The 20,411-nt window shown below is 35.7% G+C and carries 21 protein-coding genes, 1 tRNA gene and 1 other annotated feature; of the genes, 19 read left to right on the top strand and 3 right to left on the bottom strand.

From position 1 onward, the window contains the following. Positions 1-30: 30 nt before the first annotated feature. Positions 31-660, top strand: coding sequence for a uracil phosphoribosyltransferase (gene upp, locus A5866_RS04720; RefSeq protein ID WP_086279094.1), 630 nt, complete (start codon positions 31-33; stop codon positions 658-660). 91 nt (positions 661-751) lie between these two features. Here the strand turns inward: upp and A5866_RS04715 are convergent, their stop codons facing one another. Further along, positions 752-988, bottom strand: a complete 237-nt coding sequence (locus A5866_RS04715; RefSeq protein ID WP_086444225.1) for a hypothetical protein — start codon at positions 986-988, stop codon at positions 752-754. Between the two features lie 137 nt (positions 989-1,125). Here A5866_RS04715 and A5866_RS04710 point away from each other — a divergent pair. Further along, positions 1,126-1,198: transfer RNA gene (locus tag A5866_RS04710), tRNA-Thr, on the top strand. 378 nt (positions 1,199-1,576) lie between these two features. Here A5866_RS04710 and A5866_RS04705 read toward each other — a convergent pair. Next, positions 1,577-2,329: a hypothetical protein gene (locus A5866_RS04705; protein ID WP_086444226.1), complete on the bottom strand. Its 753-nt coding sequence runs from the start codon at positions 2,327-2,329 to the stop codon at positions 1,577-1,579. A gap of 207 nt (positions 2,330-2,536) precedes the next feature. Between A5866_RS04705 and A5866_RS04700 the strand changes: the two genes are divergently transcribed. The 6 genes from A5866_RS04700 to A5866_RS04675 all read left to right on the top strand — a co-directional run bounded on the left by A5866_RS04700 (position 2,537) and on the right by A5866_RS04675 (position 7,572). After that, on the top strand, positions 2,537-3,721 hold the full coding sequence (locus tag A5866_RS04700) for an FtsW/RodA/SpoVE family cell cycle protein (RefSeq protein WP_086444227.1): 1,185 nt from the start codon (positions 2,537-2,539) through the stop codon (positions 3,719-3,721). 18 nt (positions 3,722-3,739) lie between these two features. Then, on the top strand, positions 3,740-4,096 hold the full coding sequence (locus tag A5866_RS04695) for an arsenate reductase family protein (protein WP_086279687.1): 357 nt from the start codon (positions 3,740-3,742) through the stop codon (positions 4,094-4,096). Beyond that, entirely contained in the window at positions 4,096-4,431 is a 336-nt protein-coding gene (locus tag A5866_RS04690; RefSeq protein WP_176332552.1) for a glycine cleavage system protein H, read from the top strand. The genes A5866_RS04695 and A5866_RS04690 overlap by 1 nt, the downstream gene beginning before the upstream one ends. 49 nt (positions 4,432-4,480) lie before the next feature. After that, positions 4,481-4,725, top strand: a binding site (T-box leader). A 242-nt stretch (positions 4,726-4,967) separates the two neighbouring features. Further along, the gene (locus A5866_RS04685; protein WP_086444228.1) at positions 4,968-6,005 is read left to right on the top strand and encodes a methionine ABC transporter ATP-binding protein; all 1,038 of its coding nucleotides are present in this window, start codon (positions 4,968-4,970) and stop codon (positions 6,003-6,005) included. 49 nt (positions 6,006-6,054) lie between these two features. Next, entirely contained in the window at positions 6,055-6,684 is a 630-nt protein-coding gene (locus tag A5866_RS04680) for a methionine ABC transporter permease (protein ID WP_176271467.1), read from the top strand. A 36-nt stretch (positions 6,685-6,720) separates the two neighbouring features. Further along, a complete protein-coding gene (locus tag A5866_RS04675) occupies positions 6,721-7,572 on the top strand; it encodes a MetQ/NlpA family ABC transporter substrate-binding protein (RefSeq protein WP_086279688.1) in 852 nt (283 codons plus the stop codon). Positions 7,573-7,619: 47 nt separating this feature from the next. On the opposite strand, the gene hemH is transcribed toward A5866_RS04675, so the two are convergent. Continuing rightward, positions 7,620-8,561, bottom strand: a complete 942-nt coding sequence (gene hemH, locus A5866_RS04670; protein WP_086444229.1) for a ferrochelatase — start codon at positions 8,559-8,561, stop codon at positions 7,620-7,622. A 317-nt stretch (positions 8,562-8,878) separates the two neighbouring features. Here hemH and sufC point away from each other — a divergent pair, with 317 nt between their 5' ends. The 11 genes from sufC (at position 8,879) to A5866_RS04615 (ending at position 20,407) form a co-directional block, all read left to right on the top strand. Beyond that, positions 8,879-9,649, top strand: coding sequence for a Fe-S cluster assembly ATPase SufC (gene sufC / locus A5866_RS04665; protein WP_086279110.1), 771 nt, complete (start codon positions 8,879-8,881; stop codon positions 9,647-9,649). A gap of 14 nt (positions 9,650-9,663) precedes the next feature. Beyond that, on the top strand, positions 9,664-10,950 hold the full coding sequence (gene sufD, locus A5866_RS04660) for a Fe-S cluster assembly protein SufD (protein WP_086444230.1): 1,287 nt from the start codon (positions 9,664-9,666) through the stop codon (positions 10,948-10,950). Beyond that, positions 10,947-12,182, top strand: a complete 1,236-nt coding sequence (locus A5866_RS04655) for a cysteine desulfurase (RefSeq protein ID WP_086444231.1) — start codon at positions 10,947-10,949, stop codon at positions 12,180-12,182. Before sufD ends, A5866_RS04655 begins: the two co-directional genes overlap by 4 nt. Then, positions 12,169-12,633, top strand: a complete 465-nt coding sequence (gene sufU, locus A5866_RS04650) for a Fe-S cluster assembly sulfur transfer protein SufU (protein ID WP_086444232.1) — start codon at positions 12,169-12,171, stop codon at positions 12,631-12,633. The genes A5866_RS04655 and sufU overlap by 14 nt, the downstream gene beginning before the upstream one ends. A gap of 181 nt (positions 12,634-12,814) precedes the next feature. After that, entirely contained in the window at positions 12,815-14,209 is a 1,395-nt protein-coding gene (gene sufB / locus A5866_RS04645) for a Fe-S cluster assembly protein SufB (protein ID WP_086444234.1), read from the top strand. A 53-nt stretch (positions 14,210-14,262) separates the two neighbouring features. Continuing rightward, positions 14,263-14,799, top strand: a complete 537-nt coding sequence (locus A5866_RS04640; RefSeq protein ID WP_086444235.1) for a hypothetical protein — start codon at positions 14,263-14,265, stop codon at positions 14,797-14,799. Between the two features lie 48 nt (positions 14,800-14,847). Then, the gene (locus A5866_RS04635; protein ID WP_176332553.1) at positions 14,848-15,771 is read left to right on the top strand and encodes an FtsK/SpoIIIE domain-containing protein; all 924 of its coding nucleotides are present in this window, start codon (positions 14,848-14,850) and stop codon (positions 15,769-15,771) included. A gap of 277 nt (positions 15,772-16,048) precedes the next feature. Then, a complete protein-coding gene (locus tag A5866_RS04630) occupies positions 16,049-16,633 on the top strand; it encodes a recombinase family protein (protein ID WP_086444237.1) in 585 nt (194 codons plus the stop codon). 140 nt (positions 16,634-16,773) lie between these two features. Then, on the top strand, positions 16,774-17,484 hold the full coding sequence (locus A5866_RS04625) for a DUF5986 family protein (protein ID WP_086444238.1): 711 nt from the start codon (positions 16,774-16,776) through the stop codon (positions 17,482-17,484). Positions 17,485-17,495: 11 nt separating this feature from the next. Then, positions 17,496-18,677: a helix-turn-helix domain-containing protein gene (locus A5866_RS04620; RefSeq protein WP_176332554.1), complete on the top strand. Its 1,182-nt coding sequence runs from the start codon at positions 17,496-17,498 to the stop codon at positions 18,675-18,677. Between the two features lie 233 nt (positions 18,678-18,910). Further along, on the top strand, positions 18,911-20,407 hold the full coding sequence (locus A5866_RS04615) for an SAVED domain-containing protein (protein ID WP_339099748.1): 1,497 nt from the start codon (positions 18,911-18,913) through the stop codon (positions 20,405-20,407). Positions 20,408-20,411: the final 4 nt, after the last annotated feature.

The following is a 20,411-nucleotide window of genomic DNA, read 5'->3' as shown; positions in this document are numbered from 1 at the left end:
GAAGGAATAAATTATTGAAGGAGAATGAGCATGGGAAAATTCCAAGTTATTGATCATCCACTGATCCAACACAAATTAACAATCATTAGAGATAAGGATTGTGGAACAAAGGTTTTTCGTGAAGTTGTGAATGAGATTGCAATGCTTATGGCTTATGAAGTTTCAAGAGATATGCCTTTAGAAGATGTTGTTATCGAGACACCGATCTGTAAAACAACACAAAAAACATTATCTGGTAAAAAGGTTGCAATCGTACCGATTTTACGCGCAGGTATTGGAATGGTAGATGGTATTTTGGAATTGATTCCAGCCGCAAAAGTTGGACATATCGGTTTATACCGTGATCATGATACATTAGAGCCAGTAGAGTATTTTGTAAAAATGCCTGAAGATATTGATGCACGTCAATTATTCGTGGTTGATCCAATGTTAGCAACTGGAGGATCAGCAATCATGGCGATTGATGCATTGAAAGCGCGCGGCGGCAGCAATATTAAATTCGTTTGTCTAGTAGCTGCTCCTGAAGGGATCAAAGCTTTACAAGAAGCTCATCCAGATATTGATATCTATACTGCAGCGTTAGATGAAAAATTAGACGAAAATGGTTATATTGTTCCTGGTTTGGGCGATGCTGGGGACCGTTTATTTGGAACGAAGTAATAGTAAAAGAACGGGTAAAAACAGGAAGATGTTTTTACCCGTTCTTTCTTCTAAAATAAAAAATCCATCCAGTAATTATGGATGGAAAAATCTATACTTTTTTAAGTTTTTTGTAATTGATGACGATCACACCATTACTTTTAACTATTAAATCGGTGTTATCAGAATTCTCATCAATTTCCACTACAGCAGAATTATTTAACTGTTTTGTGATAATTCCCGTTTGTAGCTGACCATGCATCAAGAAAGTGACCTGAGTATCAACAGTGAATAAATCCCCTTCTGAAGAAGGCTCAACAGGACGATTAAAGTTACCGAAATTAGACATTCAACAAAACTTCCTTTCTTAACTTATTTTATTATACCATAAATGAAGAAAAATTTCAGAAAACTACTTTTATTTAAAAAAAGGCACCGTTTTTCCTTTACAAAAGGTAGGTTTAGTCTTATAATTTTGAATGTATTGCCAGCTTAGCTCAGTTGGTAGAGCAATGCACTCGTAACGCATAGGTCACAGGTTCGATCCCTGCAGCTGGCATAATGATAAAGCTTGACTCCTCAATGTTTTAGCCGTTGATGGGACGGGCTTTTTTATTTTAAATATAGTTAAAAAATAAGTCGTTTTTGAGAATGCTTTAATTTTTTCAACGAGAATAAAAACGCCTTAGACCGTAATGCTAAGTTACGTCAAGAAAATCTTGGGAACTCGATCAATTATATTGAAAATGAGTTGCAACTCCAACGTTTATACGCACAAGTTGAAGCATATGAAAAAGTATTAGATGTTGTAAAATAATCCTATTCTTATGATGATGTAGGCCGCAACTATGGGGTCAAGACCAATAAACTAAACAAAACGATTTAAGTTTTGTTATTGAGACTCAATACTATTTGGTGTTTTATTAACTCAATATTCTCAATCATTAACGTCATCATAAAGAATAAATTTTCGTCGGTTGATCAAATCAGTAGCACCTAAAATTTCATCCGTTTTTTCATAACGAAATGTGATGTAAGGAATTTGTTCTTTATTTGGATACAACGTACTGGCAGTTTTGTCTTGAACTAGAAAACCAATCGTATCCATATATTTTTTCTTCACATTATTACGTTCATACTTTATATCTAAGGGAACTGTCACTAGTAAACTTCTGTAACTATAATATTTTCTCTCAATATTGATAATCATATCTTCAGACGATGCAACGATTTCTTCTAAAAGTGTTGGCATTACACTGTTGATTTCTTCTTCTGCTAACTTATCTTCTTCCTGTTTCGCAACAAATTTACTATAATCAACTTTAATCTGATATTGAATCTTTTCTTTTTCTTTGTAGGATGAAAAAGATACATCAGTTGTAGGTTCTTTACCATCTATAAAAATATTTCTCCAAATAAATGTCCCATCTTTATCTATTTTGAGAACACCTCGTGTTCCTTGGGTACGAACACCATTTCTATTTTGCAAGACATTAGCAGAAAAACTGCTATATTTGGCTTTTCCCGTAATCTGAAATTGGCCATTTTCATCAGATTCAATTGTATCTGTATCAAGTGTAATCCATGGTTCGTCTAAGTCTTGCGCTTTGTTTTCTGTAATGGTCTGTTTTCCACAGCCACTAAGCGATAATAAAAATAAACTAATTACTAACAAATAAATATTTTTCAATCCTATTTACCTCCCTTTAAATTTTAGTATATAGTTTTGTAGTGTATCAAAGCAATATGTAATTAAATGAACATAGAAAAGTTTGTTGAAAGGGTAAACCTAAATTTGTACTTTAAAGTTTTTCCAAAATCATTAAGACTATACTTTCTTTTCTGCCTATAGAAAGTTATAATAAAAAGCGTATGATTTAAGGAAAAGGGATGACGAATGAATAAAAATAAACTAATGCGTAATTTAGATAATAGAATTGATTATGGTGTGATTTTACCTGTATTCCTTCTATCGATCATCGGCATATTGTCACTTTATGTGGCGCTAAGCAATGATCCTAACCGACCAGAGATTGGTAATATGCTTATGAAACAAGGCTTATGGTATTTAGTCGGTGGTGTCAGTATTGTAATTGTTATGAATTTTAGTTCCAAACTTCTATGGCGATTGACCCCTATCTTCTATGCGATTGGTTTAGTCATGATGGGACTGCTTTTAAAATTTTACGATCCTTATTTAGAATCACAAACCGGTTCTAAAAACTGGATCAGTATTGGCGGAACGACATTCCAACCTTCAGAATTAATGAAAGTCGCTTTTATCTTGATGTTGGCTTACGTAGTGACGATGCATAATGTGAAAAATGTCAATCGAACGTTAAAATCGGACTTTTGGCTGATTGGTAAAATGATGTTAGTCACGATGCCAGTCATTATTCTAATTTTACTACAAGACGATTTTGGGACGATGTTGGTTTTCTTAGCCATTTTTGGCGGAGTATTTTTAATGTCAGGGATTACTTGGAAAATTATTTTACCAACATTTTTGGCTGCGTTACTAATAGGTGCAGGAACAATTTATTTAGTGACAACGACTACGGGACGTGAATTTTTGTATTCTGTTGGCTTTAAACCTTATCAATTTGACCGAATCGATTTATGGATGAATCCTTTTCATCATGATCCAGATCGTTCTTTCCAACCAGCATTAGCAATAACTGCGATTGGTTCAGGTGGTTTACTTGGTAAAGGCTACAATGTCAGTGATGTTTATGTGCCAGTTAGAGAGTCAGATATGATTTTCACTGTTGTCGGTGAGAACTTTGGTTTCATTGGCGGCTGTTTTATTATTTTGCTATACTTTATCTTGATTTACCGCATGATTCGTGTTTGTTTTGAGACAAATAATGAATTTTATGCCTACATTGCAACAGGGATTATCATGATGATTCTGTTCCATGTATTTGAAAATATTGGTGCAAATATTGGGCTATTGCCTTTAACAGGAATTCCATTACCATTTATTAGTCAAGGTGGTTCCTCGATTTTGGGCAATATGTTAGGCGTAGGATTGATTATGTCAATGAAATATCAAAAAGAAGCAACGATCGAAGACTATTAAATGAAAGAAGGCGTTAAAATGTACACATTTTTCTGGTATCCAAAATGTTCAACTTGTAAGAAAGCAAAGGCTTGGTTAGATGAGCATCAGGTAAAATACGAAACAATCGATATGATCGAAAATCCACCCACTGCAAAACAATTAGCAAGTTGGATGGAGCAAAGTGATTTACCAGTCCGCCGTTTCTTTAATACAAGCGGCATCCGCTATAGAGAACAAGGTTTGAAAGATAAAGTCAACGACTTTTCAATCAAGGAAGCAAGTGAATTATTAGCAACTGATGGTATGTTGATCAAACGTCCGATTTTTGTTAAAGGAGAGCAATTTTTAGCAAACGGATTTAAAGAATCTGATTACAAAGGAGCTACTCAATAATGGCGGAAGAATTGAAAATAATCGATAGCTTGTGGCTCTTAAAAACAGATGCTGGCTATAAAATCGGTTTGACCAATGAAGCGCAAGAAGATCTAGGCAATATTACGTTTGCAACCATGCCGAAAGTAGGGCAAACGTTGAAAAAAGGAGATTCATTGATCGAATTGGAAGCTGAAAAAGCAGTCAGTGAATTTAGTACACCTCTTAGCGGGACGATTTCAGCGATCAATGAAGCGGCTGAACAAGATCCGAGTACATTGGATGATCCTGATCAAAAGAACGCTTGGATCGCCATTCTAACCGATATCGATGAAGCAGAATTAAATCAAGCGTGAAAATGATTGACAAGCGATTTGGATATTGCTATAATTTCATCAATATAAAGTGAAAGCTTTGAAAAGAAGAGTACATGTCAAACGTGTTTGAAGAGAGCCTTGTTCGCTGAAAATGGGCAGCATAGTTGAGATGGAAGATGGTCTTTGAGCAGAATAAGTGAGCGCATGTGAACTTATTACGGGAGTGCCCGTTATAGCACAACAGTATGCGAATTCAAGTACTGTATAAGGCTATTATTGTGAAATAATGGTAAATCAAGGTGGTAACACGAAAGGCAAGCTTTCGTCCTTTTGTCAGATCGATGACATGGGGCGGAAGCTTTTTGCATGTTCAACACAGTTTAAAAAGTAAACTGATGTTGAACAGTACTTGGCGAACGAAGTGAGAGAAGTTTCCTTACTAGTGAATTACATTCCAGGCAGTAGATTAATCACACTGTATTATAAAAAATAATCTACCAGCTATTTCACAACGTAAAGCAAATCATGTAGTATAATAAAAAAGAAGCAAAACCAAAGAAAGTGGAGGGAAAGAAATGCCTCTAATCGAATTACAAAACGTACAAAAACAATTTTCCGGTAAAAGCGGGCAAGTAACAGCGGTGAATGATGTTTCACTAACGGTCGATCAAGGAGATATTTATGGAATCGTTGGTTATTCAGGCGCTGGTAAAAGTACCTTGGTTCGTTTATTAAATGGTCTAGAATTACCAACACAAGGTGAAGTCATTATTCAAGGTCAAAATGTTGCCCAAATGGCCAACCGAGAATTACGCCAATTTCGTAAAAAGATTGGGATGATTTTTCAGCACTTTAATCTATTATGGTCAAGAACGATTTTAGAGAATATTATGTTACCTTTAGAGCTAGCAAATGTTCCAAAGAAAGTCAGAAAAGAACGAGCACAAGAACTTTTAAGCTTAGTTGGATTAGAAGGTCGTGGAGATGCTTATCCAAGTCAATTATCGGGTGGACAAAAACAACGTGTAGGGATTGCTCGAGCATTAGCTAATAACCCTGAAATTTTACTTTGTGATGAAGCAACAAGTGCATTAGATCCACAGACTACAGATGAAGTATTGGATCTGCTTTTGGAAATCAATCAAACGTTGAACTTAACCATTGTATTGATTACCCACGAAATGCATGTGATCCGCAAAATCTGCAACAAAGTTGCGGTAATGGAACAGGGCCAAATCGTTGAAGAAGGGGATGTTTTAGAGGTCTTTAGACATCCTAAACAAGCTGTTACGAAACGTTTTGTTCAACAGGAATTAGAACCAAAAGAAGATACAGAAGAGCTGTTACAAGAGCTGATCAAAGAAAATCCAGCAGGACTTGTCGCAACACTACAATTTAGCGGTGATAATGCCAACGAGCCTGTGATCTCACAAGCAATTCGTCAGTTTGCTGTAGATATCAATGTGGTTCAAGGTCAAGTTCAACAAGCAAAAGAAGGAGCCTTTGGGACCTTGACTGTCATGATTACAGGAACAACGAGTGAAATAGATAAGGCATTGGCATTTTTCAATGAAAAAGAAGTTGTGATGGAGGTGATTCACCGTGGCGAATGAAACATTTGCAGAGAAATATTTAAACTTTAGCCGAGTGAATCCAGAATCAATGCAGCAGGCGGCGATTGATACATTATTTATGACGGTCGTTGCGATGATTTTTGTTATTATTATTGGTTTTTTATTAGGTTTGTTATTATACAGTTTAAGCCGTAACAAATCACCTTTTGCAAAAATTTGCTATAGTATTTTATCAGTCGTTAGCAATATTTTCCGCTCGATTCCTTATATCGTGTTGATTATCTTGTTGATGGACTTTTCAAGAAAATTAGTTGGCACAGGAATTGGCGCAAAGGCAGCAATTCCATCATTGATCGTATCAGCTGCGCCATTTTATGCCCGCTTAGTCGAAATTGCTTTTCGTGAAGTAGACAGTGGTGTGCTAGAAGCAGCAGATGCAATGGGGGCTTCTAAAATTCAAAAAATCTTTAAAGTCTTGATCCCTGAAAGCACACCAGCGTTATTATCGGGTGTAACGCTAACAACGATCACAATGATTGGCTTTACAGCAATGGCTGGGATCATCGGTGGCGGCGGTCTTGGTGGTTTAGCATATCAAGAAGGATTTAGTCGTAACAATAATACAGTCACGTTGGTTGCAACAGTTTTAATCTTGGTTATTGTGTTTATTATTCAGTTTGTCGGCGATCAATTAGTGAAACGCTCTGACAAACGATAAACAATCAAAATAGAACATAATTGGAGGAAATATATGATGAAAAAGAAATTATTCGGTTTAGCAGCATTGGCAGTTGTAACATTTGGTTTAGTTGCTTGTGGAGGCGCAAAGGACAAAACAACTGATAGTAAATCAGCAGGATCTGCAAAAGAATCTTCAGTTTTAAAAGTCGGTGCATCAGCTTCACCTCATGCAGAAATCCTTGAACAAGTTAAACCAATTTTGAAAAAAGAAGGTGTTGATTTAGAAATCGTTCAATTCGATGACTACATCTTACCAAATAAAAACTTAGCTGAAGGTGATATTGATGCCAATTACTTCCAGCATATTCCGTACTTTAATTTACAAGTCAAAGAAAACAAATATGATTTTGCCAATGCTGGCGGTATTCATATTGAGCCGATGGGTCTATACTCAAAACGAATCAAAGATATTAAAGACTTAAAAGACGGTGCAACGATCATTACGTCAAATTCAGAATCTGACTGGGGTCGAATTATTACGATTTTACAAGATGCAGATTTAGTTACGGTTAAAGATGGTGTTGACTTAGAAACAGCGACATTTGAAGATATTGATAAAAATCCTAAAAACTTGAAATTTATCCATAATATCAATCCAGAGGTACTAACTACAACGTACAATAACGATGAAGCAGATCTTGTAGCAATCAACGCTAACTTTGCTTATAGCGCAGGGTTGAACCCGTTGAAAGATTCAGTTTTACTTGAAAAAGACAACTCACCATATGTAAATATTGTGGCTGTTCGTTCTGAAGATAAAGATAGTGATAAGATCAAAAAATTAGTTGATGCATTGCATAGTAAAGAAATCCAAGATTGGATTCTTGAAAAATGGGATGGATCTGTAAAACCAGTAGATAAATAATAAAAAAGACAGAAAAAATTTTAATCGATTTTTTCTGTCTCTTTTTATTATTTTTGTATCATTTTTTCTAAAATATCAATGAAAATAGGATCAGCATTAAATGGATGAATATAGTGGAAATGTTCACCGCCATTTTCCATAAAATAGCCATAATTTTCTTTTTCAATTTCTTCTATCGTTTCTAAACAGTCAGAAACAAAACCAGGTGTCAGAATCAAAATATTTTTAGCTCCCTGCTTAGGTAACTCTTTTAACGTTTGATCAGTAGCTGGTGTCAGCCATTCAGCAGGTCCAAATTTCGATTGAAAGGTGCTAATGTGCGAAACATCACCGACCTGTTCCATAACAGCTTGGGTCGTTTGTTGACAATGCTCTAAATAATGATCGCCTTTTTCTACATAAGAAACTGGAATACCGTGATAAGAGAACACAATTTTATCTATTTTTCTTTCTGTTAAAGCTTGTTTGATTTGATTCGCTAAGGCTTTGATATATAATGGCTCATCATAAAATGATTGAATAAAATGTAAGCTAGGAATCGCCTCAGCTTTCAAATAAAATTTTGCTACTTCGTCGAATATTGGCGCTGTAGTCGTTGTTGAATATTGGGGATACAATGGAATGATCGTCAAATCAGTTACCCCTAAATCATGCATCTCTTGTAACACTTCTGGAATCAAAGGGCTGCTGTATGACATGGCATAACGCACAACTTGATCTGGAAAGCGTGCTTGCAGTTGCTTCGTTTGTGATTGAGTATAAATAAGTAAAGGTGAACCAGCTTCTTGCCAGATTTGTTGGTACAAAGCAGCAGATTTTTTTGGTCTGGTTCGTAGAATGATCCCATGTAAAACAGGAAGCCAAATCAAACGATTAGTATCGATCACTCGTTTATCTCCTAAAAAGCGTTTAAGATAAGCTCGAACTTCCTTGGTTTCAGGTTTATCTGGTGTACCAAGATTAACAAGAATGATGCCTTTTTTAGACATTAAAAACCCTCTTTTCGATTGGCTGGACAAAATGATTTTTGCTCTAGTCAAAATTATTCTGAAATCGTTGTAAATTATCTCACAATATGTGGGGAAAATCAAAGTAATTAGGAATGTATAAAAGCAAGTAACAGAGTAAAATCCAAATAAAAGAACAATAGTTAATTTAGAAAGATTCTAATTAAGTCCACTTTTTCACAAACAAAAGCTAGCTTAATTAAGAATTATTCTAGTAAAGAGATTGCTTATCATTCTCAATTAGGATAAAATGAATGAGAACGATAAAATAATTATTTTTAAGTTGGAGGGAATTATACATGTCCGTTTTAGAGATTAAAAATTTACACGTATCAATCGAAGATAAAAAGATTTTAAAAGGTGTGAACCTGACCATGAAAACAGGAGAAATCCACGCGATCATGGGACCAAACGGAACAGGTAAATCAACGTTATCTGCTGCGATCATGGGAAATCCAAACTACGAAGTCACAGAAGGTGAAATTCTTTTTGACGGTGAAAATGTCTTAGAACTTGAAGTAGATGAACGTGCCCGCTTAGGTCTATTTTTAGCGATGCAATACCCAAGTGAAATTCCTGGTATCACAAATGCTGAATTCATGCGTGCGGCGATCAATGCCAAACGTGACGAAGATGACAAAATTTCTGTGATGCAGTTCATCAAAAAATTAGATAAAAAAATGGAACTACTAAATATGCCTGAGGAAATGGCTGAACGTTATTTGAATGAAGGCTTCTCAGGCGGAGAAAAGAAACGTAACGAAATCTTACAATTATTGATGCTGGAACCAACTTTTGCTATTTTAGATGAAATCGACTCTGGTTTAGATATCGATGCTTTAAAAGTTGTCTCAAAAGGCGTGAATGAAATGCGCGGCGAAAACTTTGGCGCATTGATCATCACTCACTACCAACGTCTATTGAACTACATCACACCTGATGTTGTGCATATCATGATGGAAGGCCGTGTCGTAAAAACAGGCGGCGCTGATCTTGCAAAACGTTTAGAAGCAGAAGGCTATGCTGGAATCAGTGAAGAATTAGGTATCGAATACAAAGAAGAAGCGTAAGGAGGACAAGATAAATGAAAGATATCACAACAGCAAATTATCTTGACGACATCAAAGCTTTTTCAGCACGTAACGAAGAACCCTCATGGATGACGGACTTGCGCGCAGCGGCTTTAGAAAAAGCTGAACACTTAGAATTACCAAAGATCGAACGGGTGAAATTTCACCGTTGGCCTTTGTTTAATGTAAATACAGACGAATATACACCACAAGCGATGAATATCCCTAGCTTTGATGCAATGAAAGACAATCCAGTCATCGTGCAGCAAGGATCGATCACAGCATTTGAACAACTTTCAGCAAAATTAGCTGACCAAGGCGTGATCTTCACTGATCTGTTCACTGCGATGCAGGAACATGGTGATCTAGTCAAAGAATACTATATGACAAAAGCTGTGGAGATGGACGAAGACAAGCTAACGGCTTTCCATACAGCGTTCATGAACAGTGGTGTATTTTTATATGTACCTAAAAATGTAGTGATCGAAGAACCGATCGAATCGATCTTTATCCAAGATTCAGATAGTGAACAGCCCTTCTTCAAACATGTTTTGATCATTGCAGATGAGCATAGTGAATTCAGTTATTTAGAACGATTCCAAACGATCGGCGAACGTAAAGCAAAAGTTTCGGCAAACATCGTTGTTGAAGTCATCGCTAAAGCAGGCTCAAAAGTGAAGTATTCAGCAGTCGATCAATTAGGTGAAAACCTTACGACTTATATGAACCGCCGTGGTCATATCATGCGCGATGCCTCAGTTGACTGGGCGATCGGTGTTATGAATGATGGCGATGTGGTTGCTGATTTTGATTCTGACTTAGTTGGCGAAGGCTCTCATTCAGAAGTCAAAGTTGTTGCAATCAGTGCTGGTAAACAAACACAAGGTATCGATACGCGTGTAACCAATAAAGCGTCTCACTCTGTAGGACACATTTTACAACACGGGGTTATCCGTGAACGCGGAACATTAACCTTCAACGGAATTGGTCATATCTTAAAAGGGGCTAAAGGGGCAGATGCGCAACAAGAAAGCCGTGTCTTGATGCTTTCTGATAAAGCGCGCGGTGATGCGAACCCAATCTTATTGATCGATGAAAATGAAGTAACTGCAGGACATGCAGCCAGTGTTGGTCGTGTCGATCCAGAAGAAATGTACTATTTGATGAGTCGTGGTCTGCGCAAAGAAGAAGCAGAACGATTGGTCATTCGTGGTTTCTTAGGCTCAGTGATCACAGCGATCCCGGTCAAAGAAGTCCAAAAAGAATTTGTAGATGTTATTGAAGGGAAGTTGAATGCATGATAAACGCAGATAAGATTCGGCAACAGTTTCCCATCTTGTTTCAAGAAGTAAATGACGAGCCGCTTGTTTATCTGGATAATGCAGCAACAACTCAAAAACCCAAAGCAGTTTTAGATAGACTGACTTATTATTACGAACATGATAATGCTAATGTCCATCGTGGTGTTCATACTTTAGCTGAACGGGCAACAAAAGATTACGAAGCGGCTCGTGAAAAAGTTAGAGCTTTTATCAATGCCAAAGAAACAGCTGAAGCATTATTCACGCGAGGCACAACGACTAGCTTGAACTGGGTCGCAAAAAGCTATGGTGATCTAGCAGTACAAGCTGGTGATGAAATCGTGATCTCTTATATGGAACACCATTCAAACATCATTCCGTGGCAGCAATTAGCCGAACGTAAAGGGGCAACGTTGAAATACATTGATATTACAGCAGATGGCTTTTTAGATATGGAAAGCGCGAAACAACAAATCACGGACAAAACCAAGATTGTTTCTATCGCTCATGTCTCTAACGTCTTAGGTGTGATCAATCCAGTCAAAGAACTAGCTGAATTGGCGCATAGTCATGGTGCTGTCTTAGTTGTCGATGGTGCGCAAGCTGTTCCTCATATGTCGGTGGATGTTCAAGCCATCAATGCGGACTTTTATGCTTTTAGCGGACATAAAATGTGCGCCCCAACTGGAATTGGTGTATTATATGGAAAACGCGAATTGCTGGAGAAAATGGAGCCCATCGAATTCGGCGGAGAAATGATCGATTTTGTGAATTTGTATGATAGTACATGGAAAGAATTGCCATGGAAGTTCGAAGCAGGAACGCCAAATATTGGCGGTGCGATCGCTTTGGGTGCCGCAATCGATTTTCTCAATGAGATCGGTTTAGACAATATCCATCAACATGAAGCAGAATTAGTAGAGTATGTATTGCCAAAATTGTTAGCGATCGATGGTCTAACAGTTTATGGCCCACAAGATCCTGCTCATCATACGGGTGTGATTGCGTTTAATTTAGATGGACTGCATCCTCATGATACAGCGACGGCTTTAGATATGGAGGGTGTGGCAGTTCGGGCAGGACATCATTGTGCCCAGCCATTACTGAAATATTTAGACGTAGCAGCAACAGCTAGAGCAAGCTTTTATCTCTATAATACAAAAGCAGATGCGGATCGATTGATCGAAGCAATTTTAGCGACAAAGGAGTTTTTCCAACATGGCTCTCTCTAAATTAGATAATTTATACCGTCAAGTGATCTTAGACCATTCTAGCCATCCGCATCATCATGGAAGCTTGGATGCGTCAAGTCAGACAATCGAAATGAACAATCCGACGTGCGGTGATGTGATCGAATTGCAGCTGGATATCCAAGATGATATCATCAAAGATATCGCCTTTAACGGCAGCGGCTGTTCGATCAGTACCGCAAGTGCCAGCATGATGACCGATGCAGTCATCGGAAAAAGTTTAACTGAAGCAGAGCAGCTTGCGGAAGATTTCTCCCAATTGGTGCAAGGCAATGAGGTATCCGATGAAGAGAAACTTGGTGATGCAGCGATGCTTGGCGGCGTAGCAAAATTCCCGGCACGCATCAAATGCGCCACATTAGCGTGGAAAGCATTAGAACAAGCAGTGGAAAATGACGGACAAGGAACTGCAGGACAATTACACTGTGAATAATAAAAATACAAATCAAGAGAGGATGGGACAGAAGTGCTTAACCCTGAGAAATAAGAAGGAATTAACGAAAATTACTTTTCAAATTTTTGTTAATTTCAGCTTATTTCCGAAAGGGTTGCTTCTGCTCCCACCGTTTATTCGTATTTAGAGTTCGAACTTATATTTAAGGGAAGGTGAAATAATGAGCAACGTACCAGAGTTAGAAGAATATAAATTTGGTTTCCACGATGATGTGAAACCGATCTTCAGTACAGGGGATGGACTAACAGAGGAAGTCGTTAGAGAAATTTCACGTAAAAAAGAAGAACCAGAATGGATGCTAGAATTCCGTTTGAAATCATTAGAACAATTCAATAAAATGAAAATGCAGGAATGGGGACCGGATTTATCAGATATCGATTTTGATAAGATCAAATATTTCCAAAGAGCTAGCGACAAACCTGCTCGCGACTGGGACGATGTACCAGATAAAATCAAAGAAACCTTTGAAAAAATCGGGATCCCAGAAGCTGAACGTGCTTACCTAGCTGGTGCTTCAGCGCAATATGAATCAGAAGTGGTTTACCACAATATGAAAGAAGAATTCCAAAAGTTAGGGATCATCTTTACCGATACAGATTCAGCGTTGAAAGAATACCCTGATTTATTCAAGAAATACTTCTCAAAATTAGTGCCACCAACAGATAACAAATTAGCAGCCTTAAACTCTGCTGTTTGGTCTGGTGGAACCTTTATCTATGTACCGAAAGGCGTTCGCGTAGATGTTCCATTACAAACCTACTTCCGGATCAACGCGGAAAACACCGGACAATTTGAACGTACGTTGATCATCGTGGATGAAGGCGCAAGTGTTCACTACGTAGAAGGCTGTACCGCACCTACGTACACAAGCAATAGCTTACACGCAGCGATCGTTGAGATCTTTACCCATAAAGATGCCTATACACGTTACACAACGATCCAAAACTGGTCAGATAATGTATATAACCTAGTAACCAAACGTGCCAAAGCTTACGAAGGAGCAACCGTTGAGTGGATCGATGGAAACCTAGGAGCAAAAGCAACGATGAAATACCCAAGTGTCTATCTAGATGGAAAAGGCGCACGCGGTACGATGCTGTCAATCGCATTCGCCGGCGAAAACCAAATCCAAGACACAGGGGCAAAAATGATTCATAATGCACCAAACACATCAAGCTCGATCGTTTCAAAATCGATTGCTAAAGATGGCGGAGAAGTGAACTATCGTGGACAAGTAACCTTTGCCAAAGATAGTGCTGGTTCGATTTCACATATTGAGTGTGACACGATCATCATGGATGATAAATCGAAATCAGATACGATTCCGTTTAATGAGATCCATAACAGCCAAGTGGCGTTGGAGCATGAAGCGAAGGTTTCGAAAATTTCGGAAGAACAGCTTTATTACTTGATGAGTCGTGGCTTGTCAGAGCAAGAAGCGACGGAAATGATCGTTATGGGATTTGTGGAGCCGTTTACGAAGGAATTGCCGATGGAGTATGCGGTGGAACTTAATAGACTGATTAGTTATGAGATGGAAGGGTCTGTTGGGTAGACCTATTATAGAAGCTCCGAATGTTGATATAACAGCATTCGGAGTTTTTTATTTTGCCTGAAAATCTATTTAACTACGTTGTTAGCTACGAATTAAAAATTTGCGTACTTAGCGAACTGGTTATGAGCATCATTTATATCATCGTCTGTAATGTGAGCTTAAATATTCATTTGAGACTAGATCAAACTTGGGAAGCGATAGAAAAGATTTTGGGTGTAACAATTGACTTCTATCATACAGAGTATGATAGAGCACGAAGTATTTTGAAGATAAAAATACTAAATGTACAAAAGATAACTACAACTATTTCACAAGGATGTTCATCAGATGAATTGTTTAAAATGCTATATCTCTTACCCGCCCATAATTCACTTAGGAAAAATGTTTATGTTAGTGTTGAAGGATACTTGCATCAATATATTCCAGCACTACTATCTGCTGACCCAAGGCTAATGGAGGAATATGTAATGAATGATCCTGTACTGTTAAAAAAGATTAAGAATATTGTTCCAGAAAAAAATCCCGAATTTCAAGCAGAACAAATAATTCAAGCTAGTATTTTACCTTTATCAGCTCAGAAAAAAGCATAGCGATTCTTAGACCAAGTATATAGAAATAGAAAAATGTGGAAATTTAGTGTGAGTAATGTTTCGGGGCAAGAGAAATTCCTTCAATTAAATTGCCGACTTATAGAAAATCAGACGGTTCAAAACATTGAAAAATTGAAGCCAGATATTGAAGCTCTATTTAGGTGCCGAGTGATTATTAAAGAACATGCCGACAGAGGTATTTTTACTTTAGTAGTTTTATTAAATGAAGAGCTATCTTCTTATGAAATGAGTATTGATGCACTGAATAAGTATAATGCAGTTGGGGAGTTTTTTATTGGGGAAAGTTTAATGGGAGCACTGTCTGCTAAATGGAATTTTCAAACGAATTTCTTTTGGGTAGCAGGGATGAGTGGAGCAGGGAAAAGTGTTAAAATTAAGAATATTTTAGCTCAGTTAGCTCAAATTTCGCAATACGATTTGGGTTTTGACTATACAACTATGTTTTTGACGTCTAGTTCTAAAATTGCTGATTTTATAGAATTTGAGAAAGCAGGAGCTTTTATTGCTTCTGGAATTAACTCTCAGTTGAAGGTCTTTGAATACGTCTTAAAAGAGCTTGAAAGACGTGAAAGGTTGTTTTATGAGCTTCAAGTTGAAAACATTAAAGAATATAACGAGAAGCATTTACATGCTCCACTAAAACAAATAGTTTTATTAGCGGATGAATATGAAAATACTCGAAATGGGTTAGATAAAAAGCAAAGTGATTATGCAGAAAGATTGCTTTTGAACATTTTAAATATAGGGAGATCTTCTGGTTGTGTGGTAATTATTGGTACACAAAGTGCTTTAAAAGGAGCCGTTGGAATTGTTGCAGATAAGTTGACGGTTAAGTTTAGTGGTTATAATGAAAGTAACGTTCTTAGAAAACTTTCACCTGCAATTGCTTCTTACTACCAGACACTTAAAAAAGAGCCGCAAGGAGTTTTTTCTATAATTCACTTAATTTGAGGCCGGAACAAGAAGTTTTAACTTACGATATGTCTTATGTGTTGATACAAACACCGTATGTTTTAGGAATCAATCAAGAAAATTTGCCTAAACTTTTAGGTAGAGAAATGAAGGAGGAAATTTTTAAATCCATTTCATTAGAAGATGATTTATAAATTTTTTAGTTGGTCAGAAACATAATAGTTTCTGACCAACTGTTTGTTTGTTGATATGTCAATCTTGATAGATGGTCATTAACTTAGGTCAGAAAATAATTAAGAATAAGAGGGGATATTTTATGATTTATGGATACGCGAGAGTAAGTACGACAGCTCAGTCATTAGGAGAACAGCTGGAACAATTGAAACAAGCTGGTGTGAGTAAAAAAAATGTGTATAAAGAAAAATTTACAGGAACGAAAATAAATCGTCCGGAATTTACCAAGTTATTATCAATTCTGGAGGATAACGATACAGTTGTAGTAACGAAATTGGATCGTTTTGCAAGGAATACTAAAGAAGCTCTGGACGTAATTGAACCGCTGTTAGAACGTAATATTACAATTAAGGTTCTTAATCTCGGTACTATTGAAAATACAACTATTGGTCGGATGATAATGCATACAATTTTGTCAGTAGCTGAAATGGAGCGTGATATGATTGTAGAGCGTACACAGGAGGGTAAAGCATTTGCTAAGAGAAATAATCCAAACTTCAGAGAAGGACGTCCTAAAGCGAAAATAACAGATGATAAGTTGCATGCTTATGAATTGTTGAAATCTGGATTGAGTTATAAGGAGATTTCTAAAAGGACAAGGTTGAGTGTGAGTACGATACAGAGGGTAAAGAGAAGTATTGAGTTCGATTTAGAAAAAGAAAAATAGATTTTTTGCTGAACTTTACTTATTAGATAAAATCAGCAGGTTGACAAAAATGATAATAATCTCCTTTTTTAATCGATATTTGAAAACAATCCCCTTTTGTGTTAAAGTAGTTATATCTTATATTGAAGGAGTGTTATTGATTGGAAGAGAATTTGAAGGTTGCTATTGTTGAACAAATTTATCCTGGCTATGAAAACGAGTTAAAGGAGATTGTTAATAAATATAATATAGAATATAAGAGCCGAAACTTAAATTTCGGTAAGTTAAAGAGAGCAGATAATTTGAAAAAAATTATTGACACTCAATTAGCTGAAAGATTTCAATTCATTGATAAACGTTCGGTTATTTTCATTGATAAGATGGAAAAGGTTATGTATGCATTTATGTCTGAAGATAACAAAAATCAGATAATGAGAAAGTTTCATAAGGAAAGAGGATTGACATATCTCACAAGTGTAATATTGTTAAAGAATCCATCACCAGAAGAAGAGCATGATAAATATGGACAACTCTTTGATCCGACTGAATATACTATCGATCGATTTGGTTCAGATCTTTATGGGGAAGCTTCAGAAAAAGCAAATAAAATATTAGAGCAGTTTGGTGAATATATAGAGAAAGCTTGTATAATTACAAGAGATAACTCTATTGGAGATACTCCCAAAATTACTATGTATGAATTATCTGACGGGTGTGAAATATTATATAGTGAAGATTGGAGTAAATTTATTCCATCAGATTACATTATAGCTGCTAGTGATTCAGAAATAGAAGGTAACGGAAGAGCTGAATTAAAAAATAGAAAAAACAAGCATGTTAAACTTAAAGGTAGAAAAAGAAAAGCTGAATAGAGGTAATGACAGTGTCAGTACAACACCAATTTAATGGTCAAAGATTGAAAGAAGCAAGAATGTATAGAGGGATGACTCTAGAGGAACTTAAAGAGAAAATTGGTGTATCAAAACAGATGATTTCAAAATATGAACAGAACATTTCTGCACCAACTCCTGAAATATTATTTTCTTTACTGCAAGCATTGAGATTCCCAAAAGAATTTTTTTATTCTTCGAATAAACAGAACTTTGCATATGGAAATTCGTATTTCCGATCACTTTTAAGTACTTCAAAAAAGGATAAACAATATCAATTGTCGAGAGTTGAAAATATTGTTAGTCTTAGGAGCTTTTTAGAGGAAACAGTAGAATTTCCAGAATTTGAGTTACCTGATTTGAGTGATATAGAGAGTTTGGAAGAAAAAGCTGGCTTGTTGAGAAATCTATGGAATTTAGGAGAAGCTCCTATTGAAAATGCCGTAGAACTTTTGGAAAGTAAAGGATTTGTAATTTCAGATTTAACGTTTTCGAGTGAAAAGATAGATGCTTTTAGCCAAAGAGTCACAATGGAATTTCAAAATGGAGTAAAGAATTATTATGTTATTGTTTTAGGTAGTAATAAAAAGTCTTTTTACAGAAGGCAATTTGATGTCATACACGAATTGGCGCATTTCATTCAACATGAAGACATTGATAATATTGAAGATGAAAACAATGATGTATATAAAAAAATAGAAAGAGAAGCGGACTCGTTAGCAGGGTACTTTCTACTTCCTAAAAAAGCGTTTAGTATTGACGTCTCTAAGGATCCTTTAAACTTAAACCATTATAGAGAATTGAAGGTGAAATGGAAAGTATCTATTGCATCAATGATTTATAGGGCAAAGCAGCTAGAAATAATAACACAAGATGAGTTTGTGAGACTTTATAAGAATTTGAGTAAAAGAGGATGGAGAAAAGTAGAACCTTTGGATGAAATTATGCCGATAGCCATGCCAGAGGCTTTTGAAGAGGCGTTAGAGTTATTGTTTGAAGAAAAAATATATACTCCCAAATCATTTGTTGAAGAATATTCGAATATTTCCGGTAAATATTTAACATATCAAGAAATTGAAGAACTGCTTTGCTTGGATGATGGATTCTTTTCAAAGTATCAGCAAAGTAACACAAAAATTGTAACCCTTAAAAGAAGCTATGTAGATCCTATTTAATATTCAAAATTGTCTAATCCTACTCTCTTTTTCGAGAGACTAGTTAGTAGTGCGGTAATCTTGTTATTTTAAGAACGAAAAATATTATATTTTATTAGAAATTAATTATTCTGTGAAATTGATTCTTGCTTTTAGGTTAGCGGAGATATGTGAGTGAGTAATGAAAATTTTATAATGATATATTATTTATTAGATCGAAATATTAAAAATGTTTATATGGTGGTGAATGCTAGATGGCAAATTCAGTTATACCTGTAAAAAATGGCTTCGTGTATCAAGCTTTATATTTTTGGAAGAAAGCTTTAGAAATGTTTGATGAAGTTTCGGAAATAAAGTCTGTTAGCTTTGAATTAGATGAGGCAAAAGGGTTTGATGATATTGTTGTTGAGTTCAAATCTGAAAAATATACATCAAGTGGCACAATCAAAAAAAGATTTTATCAAGTTAAATTTCATGAAAAGAGTGGTGAGGTAATTAAGTGTTCTGACTTAATCCTCCCCTCTTTTATTAATGCAACTAAAAAATCATTTTTGGAAAAGGCAAAAGAAGCCATAGATAACTCTAAAGATAATGCAGAAGTAATATTGATCAATTCTTGGAAGTTAGATCAAACAGATGCTTTAAGTCAATTAATTAGTAATGATGACGGAAGCTTTGACCTATCAAAATTAAAAGAAGGAAAAACAGCAAAATCTAAGATGGGAAAGATTAGAAGTGAGTGGGCCAATCATCTAGGAATTAATGAAACCGAACTATTTTCTCTTTTAAGTCGAATAAAAATTCAAGAAGGAAAAGCTATAGCTGCATTAATAGATTACTTAAATGTAGATTTAAAAAAGAATAAACTCAAAAAAATAGATGAAGATTTTTATAGGGATGCTCCATATATTTCGTTGATAGATGATCTACATGCCAAAATAAAAGACGGAGTAGTTTTAGACAAAAAGGCAATGATGGAACATTTTTCTAGGGCAAAAATATTTACTCGATTTACAGAAAATAATTTTTTTAGTATAGGGATTAGAAGTTTTTCTGATGGTGCTGAAGAACTTAAGGAAAATGTTAATAAATTCTTGGATCTATCTCCTTATTTTATAGAAACGAGATTTTGTGACTATGAAGTTTGGAATAACCAGATTAAAAATGAAATTCAAAAATTTGTAAAGGAACAAATAGAACCAACTGTTGAATACAGCATTTATCTAGAAGCACACCAATCAATAGCATTTACTTTAGGATACTATGCTCATCAAAAAACACAAAAATATCTGTATCCTATTCAGAAAGGTTTTAATTCTGAGATCTGGGAATACTCTGAGGGAAATATGCATTTTGAAAACGAATTGCATTTTAATACAGACATTGATAAAAATAGTAAAGTTGTAATAATTAATATAGATTTGATGAACAGAAATTTAAAAAATGATGTTAGAGAATATGTAGAAACTGAATTTTTAGATGAAAAAATAGACATCATAGATATATTTCCTAAAGTTCCAGAGCAAAGATTTGTTAAAGATGGAAATCATTGTATGAAACTTGCTGTAGAAGCAAGTGAAATACTACAAAGACTACCTATGAGAGTAAAGCGGAAACAGTGGAGACTCATATTTACAGTTCCAAATAGTTTTATAGTTTTTTTTGGTCAACATGCAACTCAATTTGGAGAGATTCAACTTCTAGAGTATGACAGTAAAAACTTCACATATAGAGAATCAATATTATTATAAAATT

Origin of the sequence: Enterococcus sp. 12C11_DIV0727, from assembly GCF_002148425.2 — a bacterium.
Classification (GTDB): domain Bacteria; phylum Bacillota; class Bacilli; order Lactobacillales; family Enterococcaceae; genus Enterococcus_L; species Enterococcus_L lemimoniae.
Note: the sequence above shows the minus strand (reverse complement) of the source record. Positions and strands in the feature narration are given on the sequence as shown.